General features: G+C 72.1%; 17 protein-coding genes. 13 read left to right on the top strand and 4 right to left on the bottom strand.

The genetic code is table 11. From position 1 onward, the window contains the following. Positions 1-14: 14 nt before the first annotated feature. Together ACZ4NT_RS20015 and ACZ4NT_RS20010 are read right to left on the bottom strand one after the other, a co-directional pair. Positions 15-689, bottom strand: coding sequence for an HAD-IA family hydrolase (locus tag ACZ4NT_RS20015; RefSeq protein ID WP_467726635.1), 675 nt, complete (start codon positions 687-689; stop codon positions 15-17). An 84-nt stretch (positions 690-773) separates the two neighbouring features. Next, positions 774-1,649, bottom strand: coding sequence for an NmrA family NAD(P)-binding protein (locus ACZ4NT_RS20010; RefSeq protein WP_121409375.1), 876 nt, complete (start codon positions 1,647-1,649; stop codon positions 774-776). A 175-nt stretch (positions 1,650-1,824) separates the two neighbouring features. Between ACZ4NT_RS20010 and ACZ4NT_RS20005 the strand changes: the two genes are divergently transcribed. From ACZ4NT_RS20005 to ACZ4NT_RS19975, 7 genes are all read left to right on the top strand, one after another. Next, a complete protein-coding gene (locus tag ACZ4NT_RS20005; RefSeq protein WP_121409524.1) occupies positions 1,825-2,532 on the top strand; it encodes a TetR/AcrR family transcriptional regulator in 708 nt (235 codons plus the stop codon). A gap of 196 nt (positions 2,533-2,728) precedes the next feature. Then, positions 2,729-3,820: a substrate-binding domain-containing protein gene (locus tag ACZ4NT_RS20000; RefSeq protein WP_467726632.1), complete on the top strand. Its 1,092-nt coding sequence runs from the start codon at positions 2,729-2,731 to the stop codon at positions 3,818-3,820. A 116-nt stretch (positions 3,821-3,936) separates the two neighbouring features. After that, positions 3,937-5,247 (top strand): ABC transporter substrate-binding protein, encoded by a 1,311-nt coding sequence (locus ACZ4NT_RS19995; protein ID WP_467726630.1) that lies wholly within the window; start codon positions 3,937-3,939, stop codon positions 5,245-5,247. Between the two features lie 113 nt (positions 5,248-5,360). Further along, on the top strand, positions 5,361-6,344 hold the full coding sequence (locus ACZ4NT_RS19990; protein WP_467726628.1) for a carbohydrate ABC transporter permease: 984 nt from the start codon (positions 5,361-5,363) through the stop codon (positions 6,342-6,344). Next, complete coding sequence (locus tag ACZ4NT_RS19985) at positions 6,341-7,264, top strand: carbohydrate ABC transporter permease (RefSeq protein ID WP_467726626.1); 924 nt, start codon at positions 6,341-6,343, stop codon at positions 7,262-7,264. Before ACZ4NT_RS19990 ends, ACZ4NT_RS19985 begins: the two co-directional genes overlap by 4 nt. An 80-nt stretch (positions 7,265-7,344) precedes the next feature. After that, positions 7,345-8,322, top strand: a complete 978-nt coding sequence (locus tag ACZ4NT_RS19980) for a hydroxyacid dehydrogenase (protein ID WP_467726835.1) — start codon at positions 7,345-7,347, stop codon at positions 8,320-8,322. A 129-nt stretch (positions 8,323-8,451) separates the two neighbouring features. After that, a complete protein-coding gene (locus ACZ4NT_RS19975; protein ID WP_467726624.1) occupies positions 8,452-9,975 on the top strand; it encodes an HAD-IA family hydrolase in 1,524 nt (507 codons plus the stop codon). A 25-nt stretch (positions 9,976-10,000) separates the two neighbouring features. Here ACZ4NT_RS19975 and ACZ4NT_RS19970 read toward each other — a convergent pair whose 3' ends face one another. Next, positions 10,001-12,448 (bottom strand): polysaccharide lyase 8 family protein, encoded by a 2,448-nt coding sequence (locus ACZ4NT_RS19970; protein WP_467726622.1) that lies wholly within the window; start codon positions 12,446-12,448, stop codon positions 10,001-10,003. Positions 12,449-14,008: 1,560 nt separating this feature from the next. On the opposite strand from ACZ4NT_RS19970, the gene ACZ4NT_RS19965 reads away from it, so the two are divergent. From ACZ4NT_RS19965 to ACZ4NT_RS19940, 6 genes are all read left to right on the top strand, one after another. Then, positions 14,009-14,659 (top strand): peptidoglycan-binding domain-containing protein, encoded by a 651-nt coding sequence (locus ACZ4NT_RS19965; protein WP_467726620.1) that lies wholly within the window; start codon positions 14,009-14,011, stop codon positions 14,657-14,659. A 610-nt stretch (positions 14,660-15,269) separates the two neighbouring features. After that, complete coding sequence (locus ACZ4NT_RS19960; RefSeq protein ID WP_467726619.1) at positions 15,270-16,091, top strand: pectate lyase; 822 nt, start codon at positions 15,270-15,272, stop codon at positions 16,089-16,091. A gap of 345 nt (positions 16,092-16,436) precedes the next feature. After that, on the top strand, positions 16,437-18,056 hold the full coding sequence (locus ACZ4NT_RS19955) for a PP2C family protein-serine/threonine phosphatase (protein ID WP_121409366.1): 1,620 nt from the start codon (positions 16,437-16,439) through the stop codon (positions 18,054-18,056). Then, on the top strand, positions 18,053-19,159 hold the full coding sequence (locus ACZ4NT_RS19950) for a cobalamin B12-binding domain-containing protein (RefSeq protein ID WP_467726617.1): 1,107 nt from the start codon (positions 18,053-18,055) through the stop codon (positions 19,157-19,159). The genes ACZ4NT_RS19955 and ACZ4NT_RS19950 overlap by 4 nt, the downstream gene beginning before the upstream one ends. A gap of 20 nt (positions 19,160-19,179) precedes the next feature. Beyond that, positions 19,180-19,551 (top strand): STAS domain-containing protein, encoded by a 372-nt coding sequence (locus tag ACZ4NT_RS19945; protein WP_121409364.1) that lies wholly within the window; start codon positions 19,180-19,182, stop codon positions 19,549-19,551. Positions 19,552-19,636: 85 nt separating this feature from the next. Continuing rightward, on the top strand, positions 19,637-19,945 hold the full coding sequence (locus ACZ4NT_RS19940; protein ID WP_121409363.1) for a hypothetical protein: 309 nt from the start codon (positions 19,637-19,639) through the stop codon (positions 19,943-19,945). Positions 19,946-20,068: 123 nt separating this feature from the next. Here ACZ4NT_RS19940 and ACZ4NT_RS19935 read toward each other — a convergent pair whose 3' ends face one another. After that, on the bottom strand, positions 20,069-20,986 hold the full coding sequence (locus ACZ4NT_RS19935; protein ID WP_121409362.1) for an NAD-dependent protein deacetylase: 918 nt from the start codon (positions 20,984-20,986) through the stop codon (positions 20,069-20,071). Positions 20,987-21,229 lie beyond the last annotated feature (243 nt).

The raw sequence follows: 21,229 nt of genomic DNA, 5'->3' as shown, positions 1-21,229 counted from the left end.
CGTGTCCCGGAAGTTCAGCCGGGCACCGGGGACGACCCGCGGGCCCCGGACACGAACGCCAGGATTTCGGGGACCGCGTCCCGCAGGTCGGTGAAATGGCGGTGCACACCGGAGACCTGGGCCGGAGCGTTGACTCCCCACACCGTCATGCCTGCTCGCAGACCCGCCTCCACGCCGGACGGCGCATCCTCGATCACCAGGCACTGCGCCGGATCGGCGCCGAGCCGTTCGGCGGCCAGCAGGTAGGGCACGGGGGACGGTTTGCCCTCGTCCACCGCGGCGGCGTCCACGAGGACGCGCGGGACCGGCAGACCGGTCCGGGCGAAACGCCCGCGGACCCGGTGCGCGTAGTTCGAGGTCACCAGCGCCCACGACGCCGGCGGCAGCGCGTTCAGCAACTCCGCCGCACCCTCGAAGGCCGTGTAGACGCCGGACCGGACGTCGTCGTCCTCCAGCTCGTGCAGCGCCGCCAGGCACTCGGCCGGGGCCTCGTCCGGCGCCACCCGCGCGAAGGTCTCCAGGGGCCGCGTCCGCAGGGCCACCCGGTAGACCTCGTCCGCGTCCAGCCCGTACCGCTCGGCCCACGTCCTCCAGACCCGGCGCTGGTTGTCGATGGCATCGATCAACGTGCCGTCGACGTCGAGGAGGACGTATCTTCCGGATGCGCGTTCCGCGAACTCACTGGTCACAGCGTGATCATGCCATGCCGATCGGAGCGGCGATGAGCTCGCGCGGTGCCTGCCGACGCCAACTCCGCCCGGAGGCAGCCCCGTTCAGGACCCGACGGCGGGCTTCAGCACCTCCCGGCACCAGGTGCGAAAGTCCGTGGGGGCCGGCGAGGTCAGGGCCTGCTGTTCGGCGTCGTAGATGCCGTCGTCCTGGGCGGCGGCCATGTCGGCCAGGCCCTGTGCCCAGGCGTCGCTCATTCCGTACCGCAGCATCGTCGCCTTGTAGGCCTGCGGATCGACCTGCCGGCAGCGGACCGGCCGCTCCAGCACCTCGGTCATGACCTGTGCCATGCCGTTCGGGGACAGGGTGTCGCCGATCACCGGGACGGTGTCCTGCCCCGTCCAGGAGTGATCTGTCAGCAGGGTGGCGGCGACCTCGGCGATGTCCCGCGTGGCGACGGTGGCCAGCGGGCGGTCCACGGCGTTCGCCATGGAGAAGGTGCCCTGCGTTCCGAGTGCCTCGACCTGGTTGAGGAGGTTCTCCATGAAGTACGGCATGGCCAGCGCCCGGTAGTTCACCCCGGTGCCCTCGATCATGTCGTCCATCGCGAACGCGGGGGAGAGCAGTCCGGCGTGCCTGCCATGAGCGCGGCCCAGGCTGGTGACACCGACGACGCGACCGACGCCCTGTGCCACGAAGGCGTCGCAGGCCGGGCGTGTGAAGCCGAGATAGTGGTCGTGGATGTCCTCGGCGCCCGGATCCGGCGGGACCAGCCACAGCACGCTGTCGGCGCCCTTGAACGCCTCGGCGAGCACCCCGGGGTCACGGTGTGAGCCGGGCACAACCTCGACCCGTTCCCTCGTTCGCGGTGCCAGCCGCCCGGGATCGCGGACGATCACCCGGAGCGGCCGGCCCTCGTCCAGCAGCGCATCGAGGATCTGGCGGCCGATCCGGCCGGTGGGAGCAGTGAGGACGATCACGGAGGCCTCCTGAAGCAGACGGTGTGGTGAGGGGTCCTGGAGACGGACACGGGCCCGGGTCGGGGCCCGAATCAGGGCCGAGGCCCCGGCCGTTTCCCTTGTTAACGGTCACACGTTTCCATCGATAACGCAAGCCGCTAACGGTTCGCTGTTATCGTTGGAAACCATGGAGTCCCTGGAGACCGACCGCACCGCGCCGGCGGAGAGCAATCGTGAACGGATCATCGCCGCCGCCGCCCGGCTCCTCGCCGACGGTGGACGCGACGCGGTGGTGACCCGGGCCGTCAGCGCTGCCGCGGGCGTCCAGGCGCCGACCATCTACCGGCTCTTCGGTGACAAGCAGGGACTGCTCGACGCGGTCGCCGAGCACGGCTTCGCGACCCATCTCGGCGCGAAGGCGGGCCTGACACCCACGGGCGACCCGGTCGAGGACCTGCGCACCGGCTGGAACCTCAACCTGGAGTTCGGTCTCGCCAACCCGGCCCTCTACACGCTCATGTACGCCGAGCCCCGCCCCGGCACCGTGCCGCCCGCCGCCACGGCCGCGCTGGAGATCCTCGGGGTCCACATCCACCGGATCGCCGAAGCCGGACGGCTGCGTGTCGACGAGGCCCGCGCCGCCCAACTGGTCCACGCCGTGGGCGGGGGAACCACCCTCGCCCTCATCGCCACCCCCGAGGACCGGCGGGACCTCACCGTGTCCGAGCTGGCCAGGGAAGCGGTCATCGCCGCGATCGCGACCGACGCGCCCGCCGCGCCGGCACCGGGGCCGGCCGGCGCGGCACTGGCCCTGAGGGCCCTCCTCCCGCGGGACGGCGTGCTCACCGCGGGCGAGCGGGCGCTGCTCACCGAGCTCCTCGACCGGATCGCCAAGGACGCGTGACGCCGGTCGGGACGGCGGCAGGCGTCGATCGAGACCGCGGCCGATGCCCGCGGAGCGCCCGCGTGCAGGTCGGATGCCGTGATGAACATATTGAACGCAAACGATCGATACGAATCGTGGGCGTACAGTGAGCGCACGGGATCACGCGCGGCGTTGCCCGTAGTTCGTCCGTCCGGCCTTGCCCCAGGGGGAACCCATGCGACTGCATGTCGACCAGCGCCACGAGCGGGTGCTCGAACTCGTCCGGGAGCGCGGCAGCCTCCGGGTCGCCGACCTCGCGGCCGAACTGGGGGTGTCCGCGGTCACCTTGAGGCGTGACGTGGAGGCCCTCGCCGCGCAGGGCAGGGTGCACCGGCTGCACGGAGCGGTGGTGTGGCCGGGCGACGCGGCCGCCGAGCCGGCGCCCCGGAGGGAGACCGCCGAGGGCGCGGTGATCGGGATGATCGTGCCGACCACCAAGCACATCTTCGCGGACATCGTCCAGGGGGCCCGGGAGGTCGTCACGGGGCAGGGCGGCCGCCTGGTCCTCGGCATGACCGGGTACGTCGACTCCGAGGACCCCGCGCAGGCGGAGCACCTGATCGCGGGCGGCGCGGACGGGCTGCTCGTCGCCCCCAGCTGGTTCGGGGGAGTGCCCGTGGACGGCCAGGAGAAGTGGCTGGTCGACTGCGATGTGCCGACCGTCCTGGTGGAGCGCTCCGCGCCGGCCGGGAACCCCGCGGCGGACCTGGACCGGGTGCGCACGGACCGGGCGCACGGCGCCGCGGTCGCCGTGGGGCACTTCGCGGCGCTGGGCCACCGCCGGATCACCGCTGTGCTCCAGGAGGGGCCGCACGCCGAGCAGATCTCGGCGGGCTATCGGGCTGCCGTCCGGTCCCTCGGACTGCACGCGGACACGGGTGCTCCCGCGACGCGTGAGCACGGGGACTACGAGGCCACGATCGACTACCTCGTCCAGGCCGTCCGAGGGCGCGGGGTCACCGCCGCGCTGATCCACAGCGACGAGGACGCCATCGTGCTGGTGCCGAAGCTCCAGGCGGCGGGCATCGGCGTGCCCGACGACCTCGCACTCATCGCGTACGACGATGAGGTGGCCGGCCTTTCGGACGTCCCCCTCACGGCCGTCGCCCCGCCCACGCGGTCGGTGGGGGAGCTGGCCGCCGGACTGCTGTTGCGGCGGATCGTGGAGAGCCGGAGCGGACACGGTCCCGCACCACGCCAACACATCGAACTGCTCCCCGAGTTGAGGGTGCGGTCGTCCTGCGGTGGCGGAGACTCCGCTTCCTGAGCGTTGTGCGATCGTTTTGATTGTTATGGTCGAACGCTCTTGACTCTGATCGTGTGCGCACAAAAGATGTCCTGCATCCGCCTCTTCCCCGTACGAGGTCTCGTAGGAGCCGTGCCATGTCGCGCACTTCACGTTCGTTCCGTACCCGCCTTGCCGCCACCGCCGCCGTCGCCGCCCTGGGCCTGCTCGCCACCGCCTGCGGCGGCGACGGCTCGTCCGACGCCAGGTCGGACGGCAAGCCGGTCACCATCGACTACTGGACCTGGACGCTCGGAGCCAAGTCGACCGTCGAGGCGTTCAACCGGACGCATCAGGACATCAAGGTCAAGTTCACCGAGATCCCCAGCGCGACGGAGGGCTACAGCAAGCTCTCCAACGCGGTGAAGGCGGGCAACGCTCCCGACGTGGCGACCATCGAGTACCAGATGGTCCCCGAGTTCGCGAGCCAGGGGAACCTGATCGATCTGAGCGAGTACGCCGGTGAAACGGTCAAGTCGAAGTTCCCCGCGTCGATCCAGAGCCTCGTGACCTTCGGCGGGAAGACCTGGACCGTCCCCTACGACGTCGCGCCGCAGCTGTACTACTACCGCACCGACCTGTTCAAGAAGTACGGCATCGACGTCCCCAGGACCTGGGACGAGTTCAGGACGGCCGCCGCCACGGTGAAGAAGAAGGACAAGAACGTACGGCTCGCGTCGATGCCCAAGTCCGACCCCGCCCTGCTGGCGGCCCTGTCCTGGCAGGCGGGCGGCAAGTGGTTCGCGACCGAGGGCGACGCCTGGAAGCCCGGCGTGAACGACGCCGCCACCAAGAAGGTGGCCGCCTACTGGGACGGCCTGGCCAAGGACGACCTGGTGCAGTCCTACACCGGCTACAGCCCCGAGGAGACCAAGGCCCGCGCCACCGGAAAGACGCTCTCCTTCCTCGGCGCCTCCTGGTCCGCGGGTGGCATGAGGACCGCCATGCCCGACCTGAAGGGCAAGTGGGCCGTCGCCCCGCTGCCCGACTGGGGCACCGCCGCCACCGGCAACTACGGAGGCACCTCCTACGGCGTCCTCAAGGGCAGCAAGCACGCCGAGGCGGCCACCGAGTTCATCACCTGGCTCACCACGAACAAGGCCGGGGTCGAGGCCCGCCTCGCCGACCTGGAGTCGCCCAGCAGCGCCCTGCCCGCCAGCCCGGGGCTGCGCACCGTGGCCGCCGCCAAGTTCGACACCTCGTACCTGAACGGCCAGGACCTCTACAAGCTGGCCTCCGAACAGGTCGACACCATCGTCCCCGGCTGGACCTGGGGCCCCAACCAGATGGACGTCTACACCGCGGTGCAGGACGCGGCGGCCAAGTCGGGCTTCGTCTCCGGCGTCGACGCCGGACAGCGGAAGGCCGAGTCGGGCATCGAGGAGCGCGGGCTGAAGCTCGCCGACTGACCCCGCGGGTCCGGCAGTCGGGCACCGCGTCCGGGCAGGACCCGGACCCGGTGCCCGGCCGACCCCGTCCCGAACCGTCTCCCCGCAGCGCCCAGCCCGCCAAGGAGCCCGCAGTGGCAGCACCTGTCGCCCAGCCCGTGAAGGCCGTGAGCCGGCCACCGACGAAGCAGCCCCCCGGGCCCGCGAAGCAGCCGGGCTCCGTCCGGCTCCGGCGCACCCAGCGCCGTGCCGCGGTCCTGTTCATCACTCCGTTCTTCGTGCTGTTCGCCGCCGTCATGGTGGCACCCATCGGCTACGCCGTGTGGATGAGCCTGTTCCAGGAGCACTCCTCCGGGCTCGGATTCGGCGGCACGGAACGGGTGTTCTCCGGTTTCGGCAACTACACCCGAGCGCTGTCCGACGCCGGCTTCCGGGGCTCGTTCGTCCACATCGGGCTCTACTGCGCCCTCTACATCCCGGTGATGATCGGCGGCTCGCTGTTCCTCGCCCTGCTGGTCGACTCGGCGCTCGCGCGCGCCAAACGGTTCTTCCAGCTCGCGCTGTTCCTGCCGCACGCGATCCCCGGGCTGATCGCCTCGATCATCTGGATCTACCTGTACACGCCGGGACTCAGCCCGGTGCTGGAATGGATCGGCGCCTTCGGCGGCTCCTGGAACTTCTACAGCAACGACCACGTGCTGTCGTCCATGGTCAATCTCTGCGCCTGGCAGTGGATCGGCTACAACATGGTCATCTTCTACGCGGCCCTCCAAGCCGTGCCCCGCGAGGTGATCGAGGCGGCCGTCGTCGACGGAGCCGGCGCCGTCCGGACGGCGCTCCAGATCAAGATCCCGATGATCGCCTCGGCGGTCGTCATGACCGTTCTGTTCACCTGCGTCGGCGCGATCCAGATCTTCACCGAGCCGAAACTCCTCAACCAGCGGGGAGCGCCCTCCATCGACACCGAGTGGTCACCGACGCTGTTCATCTGGAAGGCGGGCTTCGTGCAGCACGACTACGGCCTGGCCGCAGCGGCCTCCCTGATCCTGGCCCTCCTCGGCGTCGTCCTCTCCTACATCGTCACCCGGCTCGGCAACCGGTGGAAGGCGGCGTCATGAGCACCCTCACCCGAACCCCGAGCACCCCTCGCCCCGCGGCCGGCCCCGAGACCGCCGCCCCGGCCGCCCGCCGCCGGACCTCGCCCCCCGCCCTGCTCTCCCAGGGCGTCGTGAACGGCGTCCTGATCGTCGCCGCCTTCTACACCCTGATGCCGGTGAGCTGGCTGCTGTTCGCCGCCACCAAGAACGACCGCGACCTCTTCGGCACCTCCGGGTTCTCCCTCGGCGACTTCAACCTGTTCACCAACCTGCATCGCGTCTTCACCTTCAACGACGGCATCTACCTGCGCTGGTTCGGCAACAGCATCCTGTACTCCGTGGTCGGCTCCGCAGCCTCCACGTTCCTGTGCATCGCCACCGGCTACGCCTTCGACAAGTACGAGTTCCGTGGCAAGGAGAAGCTGTTCGGCCTGGTCCTCGGCGGCGTGCTGGTCCCCACCACCGTGATCCAGCTGCCGATGTACCTCCTCGCCACCAAAGCCGGGGTCGTCAACACCTACTGGGCACTCCTGCTGCCCGCCCTGGTCAACCCGTTCGGCGTGTATCTGGCCCGGGTCTTCTCCGAGGGATACGTCCCCGGCGAGGTGCTGGAGGCGGCCCGCGTCGACGGCGCCGGCGAGCTGCGCACCTTCGCCGGCATCTCCCTGCCCATGCTCGCACCGGGCTTCATGACGATCTTCCTGTTCTCGTTCACCGCCAGCTGGAACAACTTCTTCGGTGCACTGGTCATGCTGAACGACGACGAGCTCTACCCGGTCAACCTCGGCCTGTTCATGTGGAACAGCGTCACGCAGCAGCAGCCCGAGTACTACTCGCTCGTCATCACCGGCTCGCTCGTCGCCGTCGTCCCACTGATCGTCGCCTTCGTCTGCCTCCAGCGCTTCTGGCGCTCCGGTCTGACCGCCGGCGCGGTGAAGTGACCATGCTCGTGCCGGAAGACACCCTCCTGGACGGCCCGGACCCGGCGGACACGGGCCGCCGTCCCAGGACCGCCCTGGCCATGGGCCCCGAGGTCCACGGCTCCCTGCTGGCGGAGGGCGCACTCGACAGGCTGCGAACCGTCGCGGCCGTCGACCTCTCCTCCCACATCACCGACTTCGCCACCGCCGAGAGCAGTGAACTGGCCGCTCTGGAAGTCCTCTTCACCCACTGGGGCGCACCACTGCTGACCGACGAGGCGCTGCACCGCATGCCCCGGCTGCGTGCCGTCGTCCATGCGGCGGGCTCCATCAAGCACCATGTCACCGAGTCCGTCTGGAAGCGCGGCATCACCGTCTCCTCCGCGGCGGCCGCCAACGCCCTGCCCGTCGCCGAGTTCACCCTCGCCGCCATCCTCTTCGCCAACAAGCGGGTCCTCGACATCGCCCGCACCTACGCCGACGTACGCACCCGGCCCGCGCTGCTGCCGTACTTCACCGGACACGGCAACTACCGCCGCACGGTCGGCATCGTGGGCGCCTCCCGCATCGGGCGCCGCGTCGTCGAACTGCTCCGCCCCCTGGACCTCGACGTCGTCCTGCACGACCCGTACCTCGACCACGAAGAAGCACGGGACCTGGGGGTGGAACTCGCCGACCTCGACACGCTCGTCGAACGCAGCCACGTCGTGTCCATCCACGCACCCCAACTCCCCGAGACACGGCACATGTTCGACGCCCGCCGCATCGCGCTCCTGCGGGACGGAGCCACGCTCGTCAACACCGCGCGCGGCTCCCTCGTCGACACGGACGCGCTCACCGCGCACCTGCTCACCGGGCGCATCCACGCCGTCCTCGACGTGACGGAACCCGACGTACTGCCCGCCTCCTCACCGCTGTACGCGCTGCCCAACGTGCTGCTCACCCCGCACATCGCCGGCTCCCTCGGCAACGAGCTCGGCCGGATGGCCGACTGGGCCGTCGACGAGGTGCGGCGCTACGGCCGAGGACTCCCGTTCGTCCACGCGGTCGGACCGGAGGAACTCAGCCGTTCGGCCTGAACCGCGGCCGTGTGAGGCGTGCCGTGCCCCGTCCCCCCGGCCGGCCGGCACGCTCGGCGCACCGAACAGCCCCCGCCCCGGCGACCGGGCCCGCCCCGCCCGTGACCGCCGCAACGAAAGGACCCCGCCATGCCCGGTGCCGTCCACCGCGCCCTCGTCGTCGGTATCGACGGCGTACGCCTCGACGTGCTGCGCCGTCTGCCCACTCCGCACCTGGACGCCCTCGCGGCGGCGGGATTCCTCGCCCCCGTCGAGGTGGACGACGGCACACCGACCATGTCGGGCCCGTGCTGGGCGACGATCGTGACCGGCGTAGGTGCCGGGAAACACGGCGTGTGGAGCAACGACTTCAGCGGCCACCGGCTCGAAGTCTTCCCCGACTTCGCCACCCGACTGGCCGAGCAGGACGGCCGCCGCACCTTCGTCGCCGCCGGATGGCAGCCCCTGATGCAGGTGCGCGGCGGCGGCCCCCTCTTCCGCGCCCCCTCCAGGACCGCCTACGTCGCGCCCGCGGCCGACACACCCGAGGCCTGGGAGGAGTGCGACGAGCGGATCACGGTGGAGGCGGCACGGGTCCTCGCCGACGACGACGTCGAGGCGTCGTTCGTCTACCTCGGCGCACCCGACGAGACCGCCCACTTCCTCGGCTGCAGCGACGCCTACGAGGCCTCCGTGCTGCGGGCCGACGAACGGCTCGGCCGGCTGCTCGCGGCGGTGCGGTCCCGCGCCTCCTTCGACGACGAGCGGTGGACCTTCCTCACCGTCACCGACCACGGGCACGTCGACGCGGGCGGTCACGGCGGGCGGTCGCCCGAGGAGCGGACCGCGTGGCTGGCCGCCGCGGGGCCGGGCATCGGTACGCCGCCCCCGCTGGTACGTCATGTCGACGTCGCCGCCCAGGTGTTCGCGGCTGTGGGGCGACTCGCCGACCGGCACTGGACCCTCGACGGCCGCCCCTTTGCGGAGGCTCCCCACGCGGTGCTCCTCGACATGGACGGGACCCTCGTCGACACGGAGTCGCTGTGGCTGCGGACGGTGCGCGAGAGCGCCGCCCGCCTCGGCCACGAGCTGGGCGACGACGACTTGCCCCACGTCCTGGGCCGCTCGGTCCAGGACACCGCGGCCCATCTGAACGGCCTGTCCGGGCGCGACCCGGACGCGCTCGCCGCCGAACTGGACACCGCGTTCCTCACCGCGGTGCAGGCCGAGGTCGCCCCTCTGCCGGGCGCCGTGGAACTCCTCGCCCTACTGGACGAGTTGGGGATCCCGGCGGCTCTGGTCTCGGCTTCCCCGCGCCCCGTGGTGGACAGCGTGCTCAAGGTGCTCGGCGCGCACCGGTTCCGCACGACGGTCGCGGAGGGGGAGACGCCCCGGACCAAGCCCGCAGCGGATCCCTATCTCGTCGCGGCCCGGGCGCTCGGTGTCGATCCCGCGGCCTGTCTCGCCGTCGAGGACAGCCCGGCCGGCGTGGCCGCCGCCGAGGCCGCGGGCTGCCGGGTGCTCGCCGTGCCGTCGTACACGCCGATCGCGCCCGCGCGACGCCGCAGTGTGCGGCCCGGACTCGCGGGGATCGGCGTGCACGACCTGTGGACCGCGGGTCTCCAGGCGTCGGAGGGGGCGCCTGGAGACCCGCACGCCGGTCCTGTGGCCTGAGGGGCCCCGTCGGAGCCGGGGCCGGTCAGCCGAGCCGGACGGTGATCTTCTGGGTGACGCCGGCCGTGGCCCGGAGGTCGCCGAAGGTGAGCTTCAGCGCGGAACCCGTGGTGGCCGAGGTGACGGTGGACGGCTTGGAGACCACCGAGGCGACGGCCCGGCCCCAGGTGAGGGTCAGACCGGTCTGCGTACGCATCGGGTCGCTGACGCAGACGACCGCGGTGCCGTCGCTCCTCTCACTGATCATCACGCAGCAGGGATGGCTGGCGGTGAGGGCTCCGACCGTGCCGCCGAACCAGAAGTTGACCCCGGTGAAGCCGAGCGAGGGCACGCCGACACCCTGCTGGTTGTCCGAATTGGCCAGTACGGTGAGCCAGTTCGTGGCGGCGGCCCGCGCCTGCGTCTGGGCCGCGGTGGCACCGGGCATGAGCAGATAGGCGTACGAGCCGGCGGTCGGATTCGTCCCGTGGTCGACGTACAGGGTGAGGTACTTGCGGTTCAACACGGCGGTGGAGCCGCCCTTGTTGATGTCGCTCCACCTGCCGTCACGGGCCTCGCGCAGCGCCTTGACGGTCGCCCCGCCGGGGAAGACGTAGCCCCCGTGACCGCCGAGGTGCGCCCACGTGGCACCGGTCAGTGTCTCCGACCAGGGATGGGCGGCCGGTTTGGTGACGCCGTCGACCTGGAAAGAGGCGCCGCCGGTCGGGCCCAGGTTGCGGTTCTCCACCGTCGACTCCACCGCGGTGCCGTCGGCGCACTTGATCCCCGCGCCGAGGCAGACGATCGTGTCGTCCAGGCAGAACCACGACTTCTTCGCGAGCAGGGTGCTCTGCAGTCCCTTGAGGTACTGGCCGACGGCGGCGCGCTGCCCGTCCGTGGCACCGCCGACCCAGTTCACGTCCGGAAGGGCCGCGCCCCAGTCACCGCCCGCCGCGTCCGCGAGCACCTTGCGCGAGGCTGTGGTGCCGGGCAGCCGGTACGGGTCGACGGTGGGCCAGAAGGCGTCGCTGTACTGGCCGTTGGCGAAGGTGTCGCCCCACCAGTAGAGCATTCCGGAACCGGTGTGCCAGCCGCGCAGGTTCTCACCGTTGCCCGTCTCGTAGTACGTGATCCGGCGGTCCGCCATGCTGATGGACGCGGCCCAGCCGGGACGGCGATGGGTGGCCCGCGCCATGCCGGTGAACAACCGGTGACCGGTCGGCTCGGCGATCGCCGGCACCGAGGTGTCGTCCGCCACCGCCTTGAGCCGGGCCAGGGCGGTGAGTCCGAGCGAGGGGTCGCTCAGCGGCGGGCTGTAGTAGTCGCGCTGCATCCAGCCCTTCACCAGGCCTCGCCAGCGCGCGTTCTGTGCGCTGCCCGCCCCCTGTCCGAGCAGCACGATCGAGGCGAGGATCGGGTGCCCGCGCAGATGGTCGTCCTGCTGGATCCGCTTGGCGTCGGACGCCGCCACGCCCCTGCTGATCGCCCGCCCGGACACGCCGTCCATGACGAGCCCGTTGTAGAGGAAGGGCGCCCAGGCGTTCTCCACGGCGTCGAAGACGATCTGCCGTCCCGGGTCCGTGACCTCCCAGGTCGAACCGGCGAGCAGCGTGAAGAGCATCCCGAGGCCGCCGAGCATGACCGACCCGTACGACCCCGTGTACGGCACGGTGGTGTGCTGGATGAACGACCCGTCCGTGTAGAGACCGTCCCCGCTCGTGACGTACGGGAAGACGGGTGAGAGCGCGTCCCGGGCCAGCGCGATCTTGGCGGGGGCGGCGCCCACGACACCCCGCAGGGCCAGGACCCGGCAGAGGTCGACCCGGTTGGCCCCCGTGCTCGTGCCGCTGTAGGCGGCGACGGCCGAGTCGGGCACGAAATGGTCGACGGCCCTGAGGTAGTCGGCGATCCGGGCGGCCGGCACCTGGTCGTACATCAGCACGCAGACGTCCAGCAGCGCCTGCGGGGCGCCGATCTGCCAGCTGTACCAGTTCCCGTAGCGGGCCTGACCCTCGTGGTAGATCTCCGAGTACAGGTGGTCGAGGCCGGCGAGGATTGCGTCCCGGAGACCGCTGTTCCCGGTCAGGCCCGTGCCCTGCTGGCAGTAGGCCTGGGCGAGCGTGCTCAGCCGGTTGTAGCTCGTGTTGAGGTTGCCCGAGTAGCCGTACGACTCCTGGTCGGTGTCGGGCTCAGGGTCCGCGTAGACCAGTTCGGGCCACAGGGAGCCCGTGGCGGGGGCCATCGAGGACTGCAACTGGGCTGCTGTGGTGCCGAGTTCGGCGAGCCTGCTCTTGAAGGGCTCGGCGGTGGGGCTGAACCCGGTACCGAGCAGGAGGGTGCGCCAGGTCGCGCGCAGGGTCGCGAACTCGTCCGCGGCCTCCGTCGTACGGGTGGCGGACAGGGGAGCGGCGCCGGCGAGGCCGGCACTGCCGAGAGCGAGTGCGGTGCCGCTGCTCGCGGCGAGAAAGCCGCGGCGTGACCAACGAGTCGTCATGAGCGCGTTGTCTAGCACGGATCTGTTCAAACGCTCAATAACTGCAACTGAAGTGAGCGTATTGATCGAATGGTCGCGGCGTCGACGTCACGGAAGCGCTTCCGAGTGAACTCGGCGGCCGTTCTCCCCGTATCTCTCGGCAGGGATGCCGGGAAACCGCGCCCGCGGAAGGAGAGCAGCGTGTCGACACCGCCCGAACCCGGCTCGGGGCCCGACCGCCCGGCGATCGAGCCCACGCACATCGAACCCCGCCGCACCTCGGACTCGCTGGCGGACCTGCTGCGGCAGGTACGGGAGAGAGAGGCCCGCACGGCCGCGCCGAACGGGGGAGAGCCCCCGGGCCCGCGGCCCGCGGCCGCCGCCGTGCCCTCTTCCGCCGCCGACCGAGCACCCGACCACCCCGACGGGGACGGTCCCGCGTATCCGCCGGCTCCTCACCGCCCGACCGGTCCTGCGGACGTGAGCGACCCCGCCTCTTCGCGCGCACCTGAAGCGCGTGGCCCCGCCCGTCCGCAGCACACCGCGCCCCCGGAAGGGGACGACTTCGCGTATCCCCCCGCTTCCGCTCCTGATCGGGCGCCGGATCAGGCAGATACGGACGTCTTCTCCTACTCGCCCGCGCCCGGTCGGCTGTCCGGTCTTGCGGATGCCGGTGCGCGAGTGGGGGCGGGGGCGGCTGATGCGGCGTATCCGCCCGCTCCTGGCCGGGTGCCGGATTCCGCGGGTGCGGACGACTTCTCCTTCCTCCCTGCGCCGGGTCGGCCCTCCGGTCTTGCGGGTGGGGGTGCGGGTGACGCGGCGTATCCGCCCGCGCCGGATCAGGTGCCGCATTCGGCGGGCTCGGGCGACCTCACGCACCCGCCCGTACCCGATCATGCGCCCGGCTCCGTGTATCCGTCCGATCCCGGCCTCCCGCCCGGTCCTGAGCTTCCGTCCGATCCTTCCCTCGGACCGGACTTCGGCTATCCGGCCGCCCCCGCCTACGCGCCCGCCCCTGCCCACGCACCCGGCCCGGACGGCGCACTGGGCCCGGACGGCGCACTGGGCCCGGACGGCGCACTGGGCCCGGACGGCGCGCCCGGCTCACGGTACGCATCCGCTCCCCGTCCTGGGTCAGGCCTCGGGCCCGCCCCCGATCAGGGTCCCGTTTACGAGCCTGGGTCCGGCCTCGATCAGGGTCCCGTCTCCGGGCCTGGGTCCGGCCTCGATCAGGGTCCCGTCTCCGATCCGGGGCCAGGCCTCGATCAGGGGTTCGCTCCCGACGCCGGTCCCCGGCCCGCCTTGAGGGGCATGTCCGATTCCGGCCCCACGCCGGGGCGACGCCCGGCGCCGGACTTCGGTCCCGCACCCGAGGCGGGGCCCCCGGCCGACCCCGGGCCCGTTCCACGTTCCGGTGCCAGGCCGTCGACGGGGCTGCCCGACGCCAGGTACGAGTTCGTCACCGCGCCCTCCGCACCTGCCGCACCGCCGGACACGGCGGGAGACGAGACGGGGAAGCCGCCGCCCGGATCACCCGGAGGACCTGGATCACCCGGAGGACCCGCAACGCCCGGATCGCCCGTGCCTGAAGGCAGTACACCCGCCACCGAAGACGCCGACCCGGAGCACGCGGCACCCGGGGCCACGCCCGCCGGCGACGAGGCGGCGGGACGGCGGGCCACCGGGAGACGACGGGCCGGGAAGAGGGCGGCCGTCGGCCGCCAGGCCACGGTCCGGGCGGCCGCGGCGCCCGGGAGGCGAGCGGCCGGACGCCGAGCCGCCGCGAAGGTCGCCGGACACAGCCACGTCCGACGGGTCACGGGCGGCCCGGTCCTGCGCCGCGCGGCGATCGGCGCCTCCGTGGTCGCGGCGGCCGTGGTCGGATTCACCGTCGCCATGCTGCTGCCGGGTGACGACGCCGCCCGCTCCAGCGAGCCGGCCGGCGCCCCGGTGGGATCGTCGGCCGGTTCGGCGGACGACACCGATCCGGACGGCCCCGGCACGCTCCGCGAGGGCGACAGCGGCCCGGAGGTGACCGAGCTTCAGGAACGCCTGCTGCGTATCCCCGACGTGTACAAGAACGGGGCCACCGACGGAACTTACGACGCCGCCCTCACCGCCGCGGTCGCCCGCTTCCAGAACTGGTACGGGATACGCGGCGACGAAACCGGCGTGTACGGCGACGACACGCGGCACGACCTGGAGGCGCGCACCACGCCCGCCGCGGGGTGAGCGACGCCGGCAACGGGAGAGGGGGAGGTGCCGTCCCCTCCCTCCCGCAGGCATGCCGCCCCTCCGTCCCGCAGGCGTGCCGACGGAACCCGCTGTCGGCTCCAGCTGCCCCCAGGCGCGCCCGACCCTCAACGCCGCCTTCGCCTCCGGCAGTTGGCTGGATACGGACGCAGGCATTCTGTGCAACTCGTTGACTAGAAAGCGCTTTCCCCCTACCTTCCCGTTCAGCAGCGTGACCAGCAGGCGTCATTGCGCGTACGGCAAGGACATGAGCAAGAGCCGTACGACCTGGGGACAACCCCTCTCTCGGAGGGTGTGCCGTCCCTGGCGAGGATGTTCGCCTGTACTTCACGTTCAACATGGCGTACGTCGTTCATCTACATGGCCTACGGATCGCACCCGAAGGGAAAGCCCGCATGCGTACTCACCCCCCGCACTCCCGTTCCCGCAGACCGACCCTGGCGACGGGCGCCGCAGCCGCACGGGCTGCTTCGCCGGCCCGCCCGATGGCCGCACCGCCGAGCCGGCGTCGTCCGCCGTCGCCTCGGTGACCTCCGGCGCCGCGGCGCCGGAAAGCTCTGAATCCCCCACGCACAGAAGGAATCGGGACATGACTTCCTCAGCACATCCGCGTCCGGGTCACCCCCGCAGGCGCCGTGCCCTGGCGGGTGCGACGGCCGCCCTGGGGCTGACCGTCAGCACCTTCCTGGTGGGCGGCCTGGCGGGCACCGCCGACGCCGCGGCGGCCTGGCCGACACCGACCGGGAACGTGGCGGTCACCGCGACGAAGGCGATCTCCGGCACGTACGACGGCGGCCTCCGGCGGTTCTACGGCAGCGGCGACCTGGGCGACGGCGGTCAGGACGAGGGCCAGGATCCGCTGTTCAACCTCGCGGACGGAGCCGTCCTCAAGAACGTCGTCATCGGCGCCCCGGCGGCCGACGGCATCCACTGCGCCGGTACCTGCACGCTGCAGAACGTGTGGTGGGAGGACGTCGGCGAGGACGCCGCCACGTTCAAGGGCAAGTCGTCCTCGGCCACGTACCTCGTCAGCGGCGGTGGCGCGAAGTCCGCCTCGGACAAGGTGTTCCAGTTCAACGGCGCCGGCAAGCTGACCGTGACCGGCTTCCAGGTCTCGAACTTCGGCAAGCTGGTCCGCTCCTGCGGAAACTGCTCCACGCAGTACAAGCGCACGATCGTCGTCAGTGACGTCGACGTCACGGCGCCGGGCAAGTCCGTCGTCGGCATCAACACCAACTACGGCGACACGGCGACGCTGACCAAGATCCGCATCCACGGCGACAGCAGCAAGAAGATCAAGCCGTGCATCCGCTACACGGGCAACAACACCGGAGCCGAGCCCACCGAGACCGGCAGCGGTCCGGACGGCACGTACTGCAAGTACACCGCCTCCGACATCACCTACAGCTGAGCCGACGCCTCGGCGGCCGCGTGCCCTGCCCTCACGCAGGCGCACCGGCCGCCGAGCGTGTGGCGGCCCGGCGGCCCCGATGCGCGCGGGCGGCGGGCGGCTGCTTCCGAGACCGCCCACCTGTGAACGGGGTGTGGCCGAGATGTGAATCTTCTAACGGCCGGGCGGCCCCGGGGGCGGGTACGGCCCCGTATTTGCCGGGAACCTGTGTTCGGCGGGGTGACTCATTGAGCTGATGGTGGCTGCGGCGGTTGCACAAAGTCTCCGCACTGCGGGACTGTTGCCGTTAGACATCTGTTCTCTTCGCTAAGTGAGGTGAGGGTCCACGCGCAGGGGCCCCGTTGCATGACTTCTTCCCCGGCCGCCCCCAGCACCAGTGCCATCAGCACGGTCAGCGCTGCTACCGCCCCCTACCCCCTGGTGGTCATAGACGCGGACGGGCACGTCGTGGAACTGAACGACGCCGCCCGTGCCCTGCTGCCCAGGGCCCGCACCCGCCAGGTGCTGTCCGCCCCCTCCTGGCTCGCCGCCACCGGCGGGCGAACCCGCCAGGGTCCCGTCAGCGGCCCCGTGGGCGACCGCTCCTTCTCCGCGCACCCCACCGTCCTGCCCGGCGGCAACACGGCCTGGTGGCTCGTGGACGAGAGCGACTACCGGTCGGTGCTGCACGAACTCGAGGCGGAGCGCGAGCGGACCCACTTCCTCACCGACGCCTCCAGCGCCCTGCTCGCCTCGCTGAACCTGGACCGGTGCATGGAGGTCACCGCCCGCCTCGCCACCGAGCATCTGGCCGACGCGGCCCTGGTCATCGCCCCCACCGCCGCCAAGAAACTGCCCGTGGTCGTCTGCGACCACCACGGCATGCTGACCCGCGACACGGTCGCCGCGGCACCGGACACCGTGCCGGGCCTGGCCGAAGCACTGCGGGGCTTCCCGCCGGTGCCCTCGCGCTGGATAGATCCCGCCGCCGCCCCGTCCTGGCTGATCCCCGAGGGGTTCGGCGAGGTCGGCTCAGTGGCGATCACCCCGCTTCCGGGGCACGGGGTGCCCGCCGGAGCGCTGGTTCTGCTCCGCCGTAGCCACACGGCCGCCTTCACCGACGGCGAGGAGGCGCTGGCCAGGCTGTTCGCCGCCCGGGCCGGGGCCGCGATGTCGGCCGCCCGCCTCTACGCCGAGCAGAACACCATCTCCGACACCCTGCTGCGTGAGCTCCTGCCGCCCACCCTGCGGCAGGTGCAGGGCGTCGAGTTCGCCGGCGGCTACCGGCCCAGCAAGGACACCGAACGGGTCGGCGGCGACTTCTACGACGTCCACCCGCCCACCGAGGACTTTCCCGAGACCCTCGCCGTGCTGGGGGACGTGGCCGGCAAGGGGCTGGAAGCCGCCGTACTCACCGGCAAGATCCGCAACACCCTGCACGCACTGCTGCCCATGGCCGACGACCACGCCAAGATGCTGCGTCTGCTCAACAACGCCATGCGCACCAGCCACCACACCCGCTTCGCGACCCTCGTGCTCGCCTCCGTCCGCCGCGAGGAGCGCGACGTGGTCCTCCGGCTCACTTCGGCCGGGCACCCGACGCCGCTGATCGTGCGCCGCGACGGAACCATCGAGGAGGCCGACACCGGCGGAACCCTGATCGGCGTCCTGCCCACCATCGCCTCCCGCACCGCACACGTCCGGCTCGCGCCGGGGGAGACGTGCCTGCTGTTCACCGACGGCGTGACCGAGGCCAGGGGCGGCCCGCTGGGCGACACCCTGTTCGGGGACCAGCGGCTGAAGCGCGCCGCGGCCGAGTGCGCCGGCATGCCGGCCGAGGCCGTGGTCGAGCGGATCCAGATGCTCACCGCCCAGTGGATCGGCGACGGCCGCCACGACGACATCGCCGTCGTCGCCATCACCGCACCGCGGGGCGCCCATCTCAGTGCCGTGAACGGCACGACCCGGGGCAGGTTCACGGCATGAGCACCCACACCACCGACACCGACGAGGACCCGGGCCGCCACGGCGTCGGCGCCCGGTTCACCTCGCCGCACAGCGACGAGGAGAGCCCGCACTGGGCGGACAAGCTCTGGGTCGCCGTGCGGGCCGGGGACGAGTACTCCGCCCTCGATGTCGTCACCAACGCCCTGAACGCCGGACTGGAACCCGAAGCGGTCCTGCTCGACGTCATCGGCGCCGTCCAGCACAAGGTCGGCACCGAGTGGGCCGCCAACCGCCTGAGCGTCGCCGGCGAGCACGTCGCCACCGCCATCAACGACCGCGTCATCGCCGCCCTGCCCGTCCGGCGGCCCGCGAGCAGCCGGGGCCGCGTCACCGTCGCCTGCGTGGACCACGAGTGGCACGCCCTGCCCGCCCGCCTGCTCGCCGAGACCCTCCGGCTGCGCGGCTGGGAGGTGGACTACCTCGGCGCGCAGGTGCCCACCGCCCACCTGATCGGCCATCTGCACCGCACCGCCCCGGCCGTGGTGTGCCTGTCCAGCTCCCTGCCCACCCGCCTGCCGCTGGCCCACACCGCGATCACCGCCGTCCAGGCCACCGGGACCCCGGTCATGGCCGGCGGTCTCGCCTTCGGCGCCGACGGCCGCTACGCCCGCCTGCTGGGCGCCGACGCCTGGGCTCCCGAGGGGCGCGCGGCGGCCGACCGGCTCGCCGCGGGTCCGTTGCCCCAGCCCTCGTCCGTCCACCAGACGATCGACGACCTGCCGCACCTGGCCGACCAGGAGTACACCCTGGTCGCCAGGTCCTCCACCCGCCTGGTGCGGGGCACCTTCCAGCGTCTGCAGGAGCGCTTCCCCGCCATGCGGGACTACAGCGACGACCAGCGCGAACGGACGGCGGAGGACCTCGCCCACATCGTCGACTTCCTCACCGCCGCGCTGTACGTCGACGCCCCCGAGGTCTTCACCGACTTCCTCGCCTGGACCGCGGACGTCCTCAGCGCCCGCGGCGTGCCCGCAGGTTCGCTCCTGCCGGGCCTGGACCTGCTGAAGGAGCAGCTGTACGACTTCCCGCGCGCCCGTCGCCTCCTCGACGCCGGGCACACCGCCCTCGCCCCCCGCACCTGACCCCGACCCGCTGGACCACCATGACTACCTCCCCGGATGCAGAGCCCGTCGTGCCCACCCCGCCCGCCGACGCGCACACCGTCCAGGTCGCCCTCACCGGCGACCTGGACTACGACACCTGCGGCGAACTCCTCCATCAGGTACGCGCAGCACTCCACGCCCGCGAGGACACCAAGGACGTGCGCCTGGACTGCCGGGAGCTGGAGACGGTCGACTCCATGGGCCTGTCGACCCTGCTGCAGATCCACCGCACCGCCTGCCAGGACGGTCTGGGCTTCCACTTGGACAACATCGGGCCGGCGCTGCAGCGGCTGCTGGAGATCACCGGTACGTACGAGTACCTGACCACCCCCCAGCGCGGCACCACGCGGAGCGAAGGCAAGCCGACCTGATCCCGGCGGCGCGGACCACCGCCACGCCGCACGCGCGCCGGACAGGTCCCCGGTGCACCCGCCGCCCGCTGGCAGACTTCCGGGGGTGACAGCCAAGGCGAGCCCGGACCGCACCCCGGACGGGCGGTACATCATCGTGGGCGGACGACGCTGGCGGGCGACGGACCCGCAGCTTCCCGAGGATGTCGCCGCACGGCTGCGCTCCCACCTCATGGCGGCCCGGCGCGCGGTCGCCGCCGCACGCCGCGCGCAGGACCCCGAAGCCGAACGGGCCGCACGTGCCCGCGTGCACACGGCCAAGGTCGCTCTCGGCGAGCGCGGCACACCGTGGTGGGAGCAGAGCGACGCGGAGCGCCGTACCCGCTGGCGCGAGGGGCTGGCGGCCCTCGACTGAGTACCGGCCCGCCCCTGCGGGGGAACGCGGGTGGTGGGTCGCCCGCCCCGCACACTGCCGTACGGGACCCGGGCCGCAGCCGGTCCGGCGACCGCTACCGCGCCGCCGCCGGATTCGTCGCCGTCACTCCCCGGCCCGGGCCGCCGTCACGTCCTCGGCGTCGGCCGGGACGCCCAGGCGGTCGGCCAGGGCGGTCAGCGCTGTACCGAGGGGGAGCGCGACGCGCGTGACGGCGTGCGGATCACCCCGCGTCGGGTCCCGGTTGATGATCAGTACCGGCTTTCCGGCCTGGGCGGCCTGGCGGACGAACCGGAGGCCGGACATCACCGTCAGCGACGAGCCCAGGACGAGCACGGAAGCCGCGTCACGGACCAGCTCGCGGCAGTGTTCGACCCGCGGCGGCGGAACGGTCTCGCCGAAGAACACCACGTCCGGCTTGAGGACGCCGCCGCAGTCCGTGCAGGGCACCACGCGGAAGTCCCCGACCTGTTCGTCGGTGAGGTCGGCGTCACCGTCCGGGTTGATTCCGGCGGCCACCGGAGCGAAGTCCGCGTTGGCCTCCGCCAGCCGCCGGGCCAGTTCGCGGCGGGGGCTGAAGACGCCGCAGGACAGGCAGACGACCCGCTCCAGGCTTCCGTGGAGTTCCACGACGCCCTCGCTGCCGGCGGCCTGGTGCAGACCGTCGACGTTCTGGGTGATCACACCCGAGAGCAGGCCGTGCCGGGCGAACGCGGCCACGGCCCGGTGCCCGCCGTTGGGCCGGGCGCGGCCGAAGGTGCGCCAGCCGAGGTGGCTGCGCGCCCAGTACCGGCGCCGGGCCTGCGCACTGGCGGTGAAGTCCTGGTAGGTCATCGGGGTGTGCCGGCTCAGGCTGCCGCCCTCGCCCCGGTAGTCGGGGATGCCCGATTCCGTGGAGATGCCCGCCCCGCTGAGCACCAGCACACCGCCGGCGCTCAGGACGTCGGCGACCGGCTCCAGATCCGTGGTGCCGGGCGGCAGGTCCCCGGCAGGGGTCCAGCTCAGGGTGGGACGCATGCGCATGCCGCCAGGGTACGGAACCGGCGGGGCCGACCGGGTGGGGCCGCCCGTGACGCCGTCGCAGGTGAGGCCGGCAACCTCCCCGGCCGGAGAGGCCGGTGGGCTCCTGTGCCGCCCCGGTGGCCACGCGGTCCGGGCGGGACACCGGCAGCCGCGGCCCTGCCGGACCCGGAAGCGGGCTCCTCTGATGCGCCGCCGCATCCCCTGACGCAGACTGAATGCGTGAACGCTTCGGATACACAGCGT

Source organism: Streptomyces sp. NPDC026417 (genome assembly GCF_055567695.1).
This window is presented reverse-complemented; position numbering and strand designations above follow the sequence as displayed.

Excerpts from the sequence above, each read along its gene's own strand:
- ACZ4NT_RS19980 (WP_467726835.1), top strand. The coding sequence starts at position 7,345 with ATGGGCCCCGAGGTCCACGGCTCCCTGCTGGCGGAGGGCGCACTCGAC.
- ACZ4NT_RS19960 (WP_467726619.1), top strand. The coding sequence starts at position 15,270 with ATGACTTCCTCAGCACATCCGCGTCCGGGTCACCCCCGCAGGCGCCGT.
- ACZ4NT_RS19935 (WP_121409362.1), bottom strand. The coding sequence starts at position 20,986 with ATGCGCATGCGTCCCACCCTGAGCTGGACCCCTGCCGGGGACCTGCCG.
- ACZ4NT_RS19950 (WP_467726617.1), top strand. The coding sequence starts at position 18,053 with ATGAGCACCCACACCACCGACACCGACGAGGACCCGGGCCGCCACGGC.
- ACZ4NT_RS19955 (WP_121409366.1), top strand. The coding sequence starts at position 16,437 with ATGACTTCTTCCCCGGCCGCCCCCAGCACCAGTGCCATCAGCACGGTC.
- ACZ4NT_RS19995 (WP_467726630.1), top strand. The coding sequence starts at position 3,937 with ATGTCGCGCACTTCACGTTCGTTCCGTACCCGCCTTGCCGCCACCGCC.
- ACZ4NT_RS20000 (WP_467726632.1), top strand. The coding sequence starts at position 2,729 with ATGCGACTGCATGTCGACCAGCGCCACGAGCGGGTGCTCGAACTCGTC.
- ACZ4NT_RS19945 (WP_121409364.1), top strand. The coding sequence starts at position 19,180 with ATGACTACCTCCCCGGATGCAGAGCCCGTCGTGCCCACCCCGCCCGCC.
- ACZ4NT_RS19975 (WP_467726624.1), top strand. The coding sequence starts at position 8,452 with ATGCCCGGTGCCGTCCACCGCGCCCTCGTCGTCGGTATCGACGGCGTA.
- ACZ4NT_RS19985 (WP_467726626.1), top strand. The coding sequence starts at position 6,341 with ATGAGCACCCTCACCCGAACCCCGAGCACCCCTCGCCCCGCGGCCGGC.
- ACZ4NT_RS19970 (WP_467726622.1), bottom strand. The coding sequence starts at position 12,448 with ATGACGACTCGTTGGTCACGCCGCGGCTTTCTCGCCGCGAGCAGCGGC.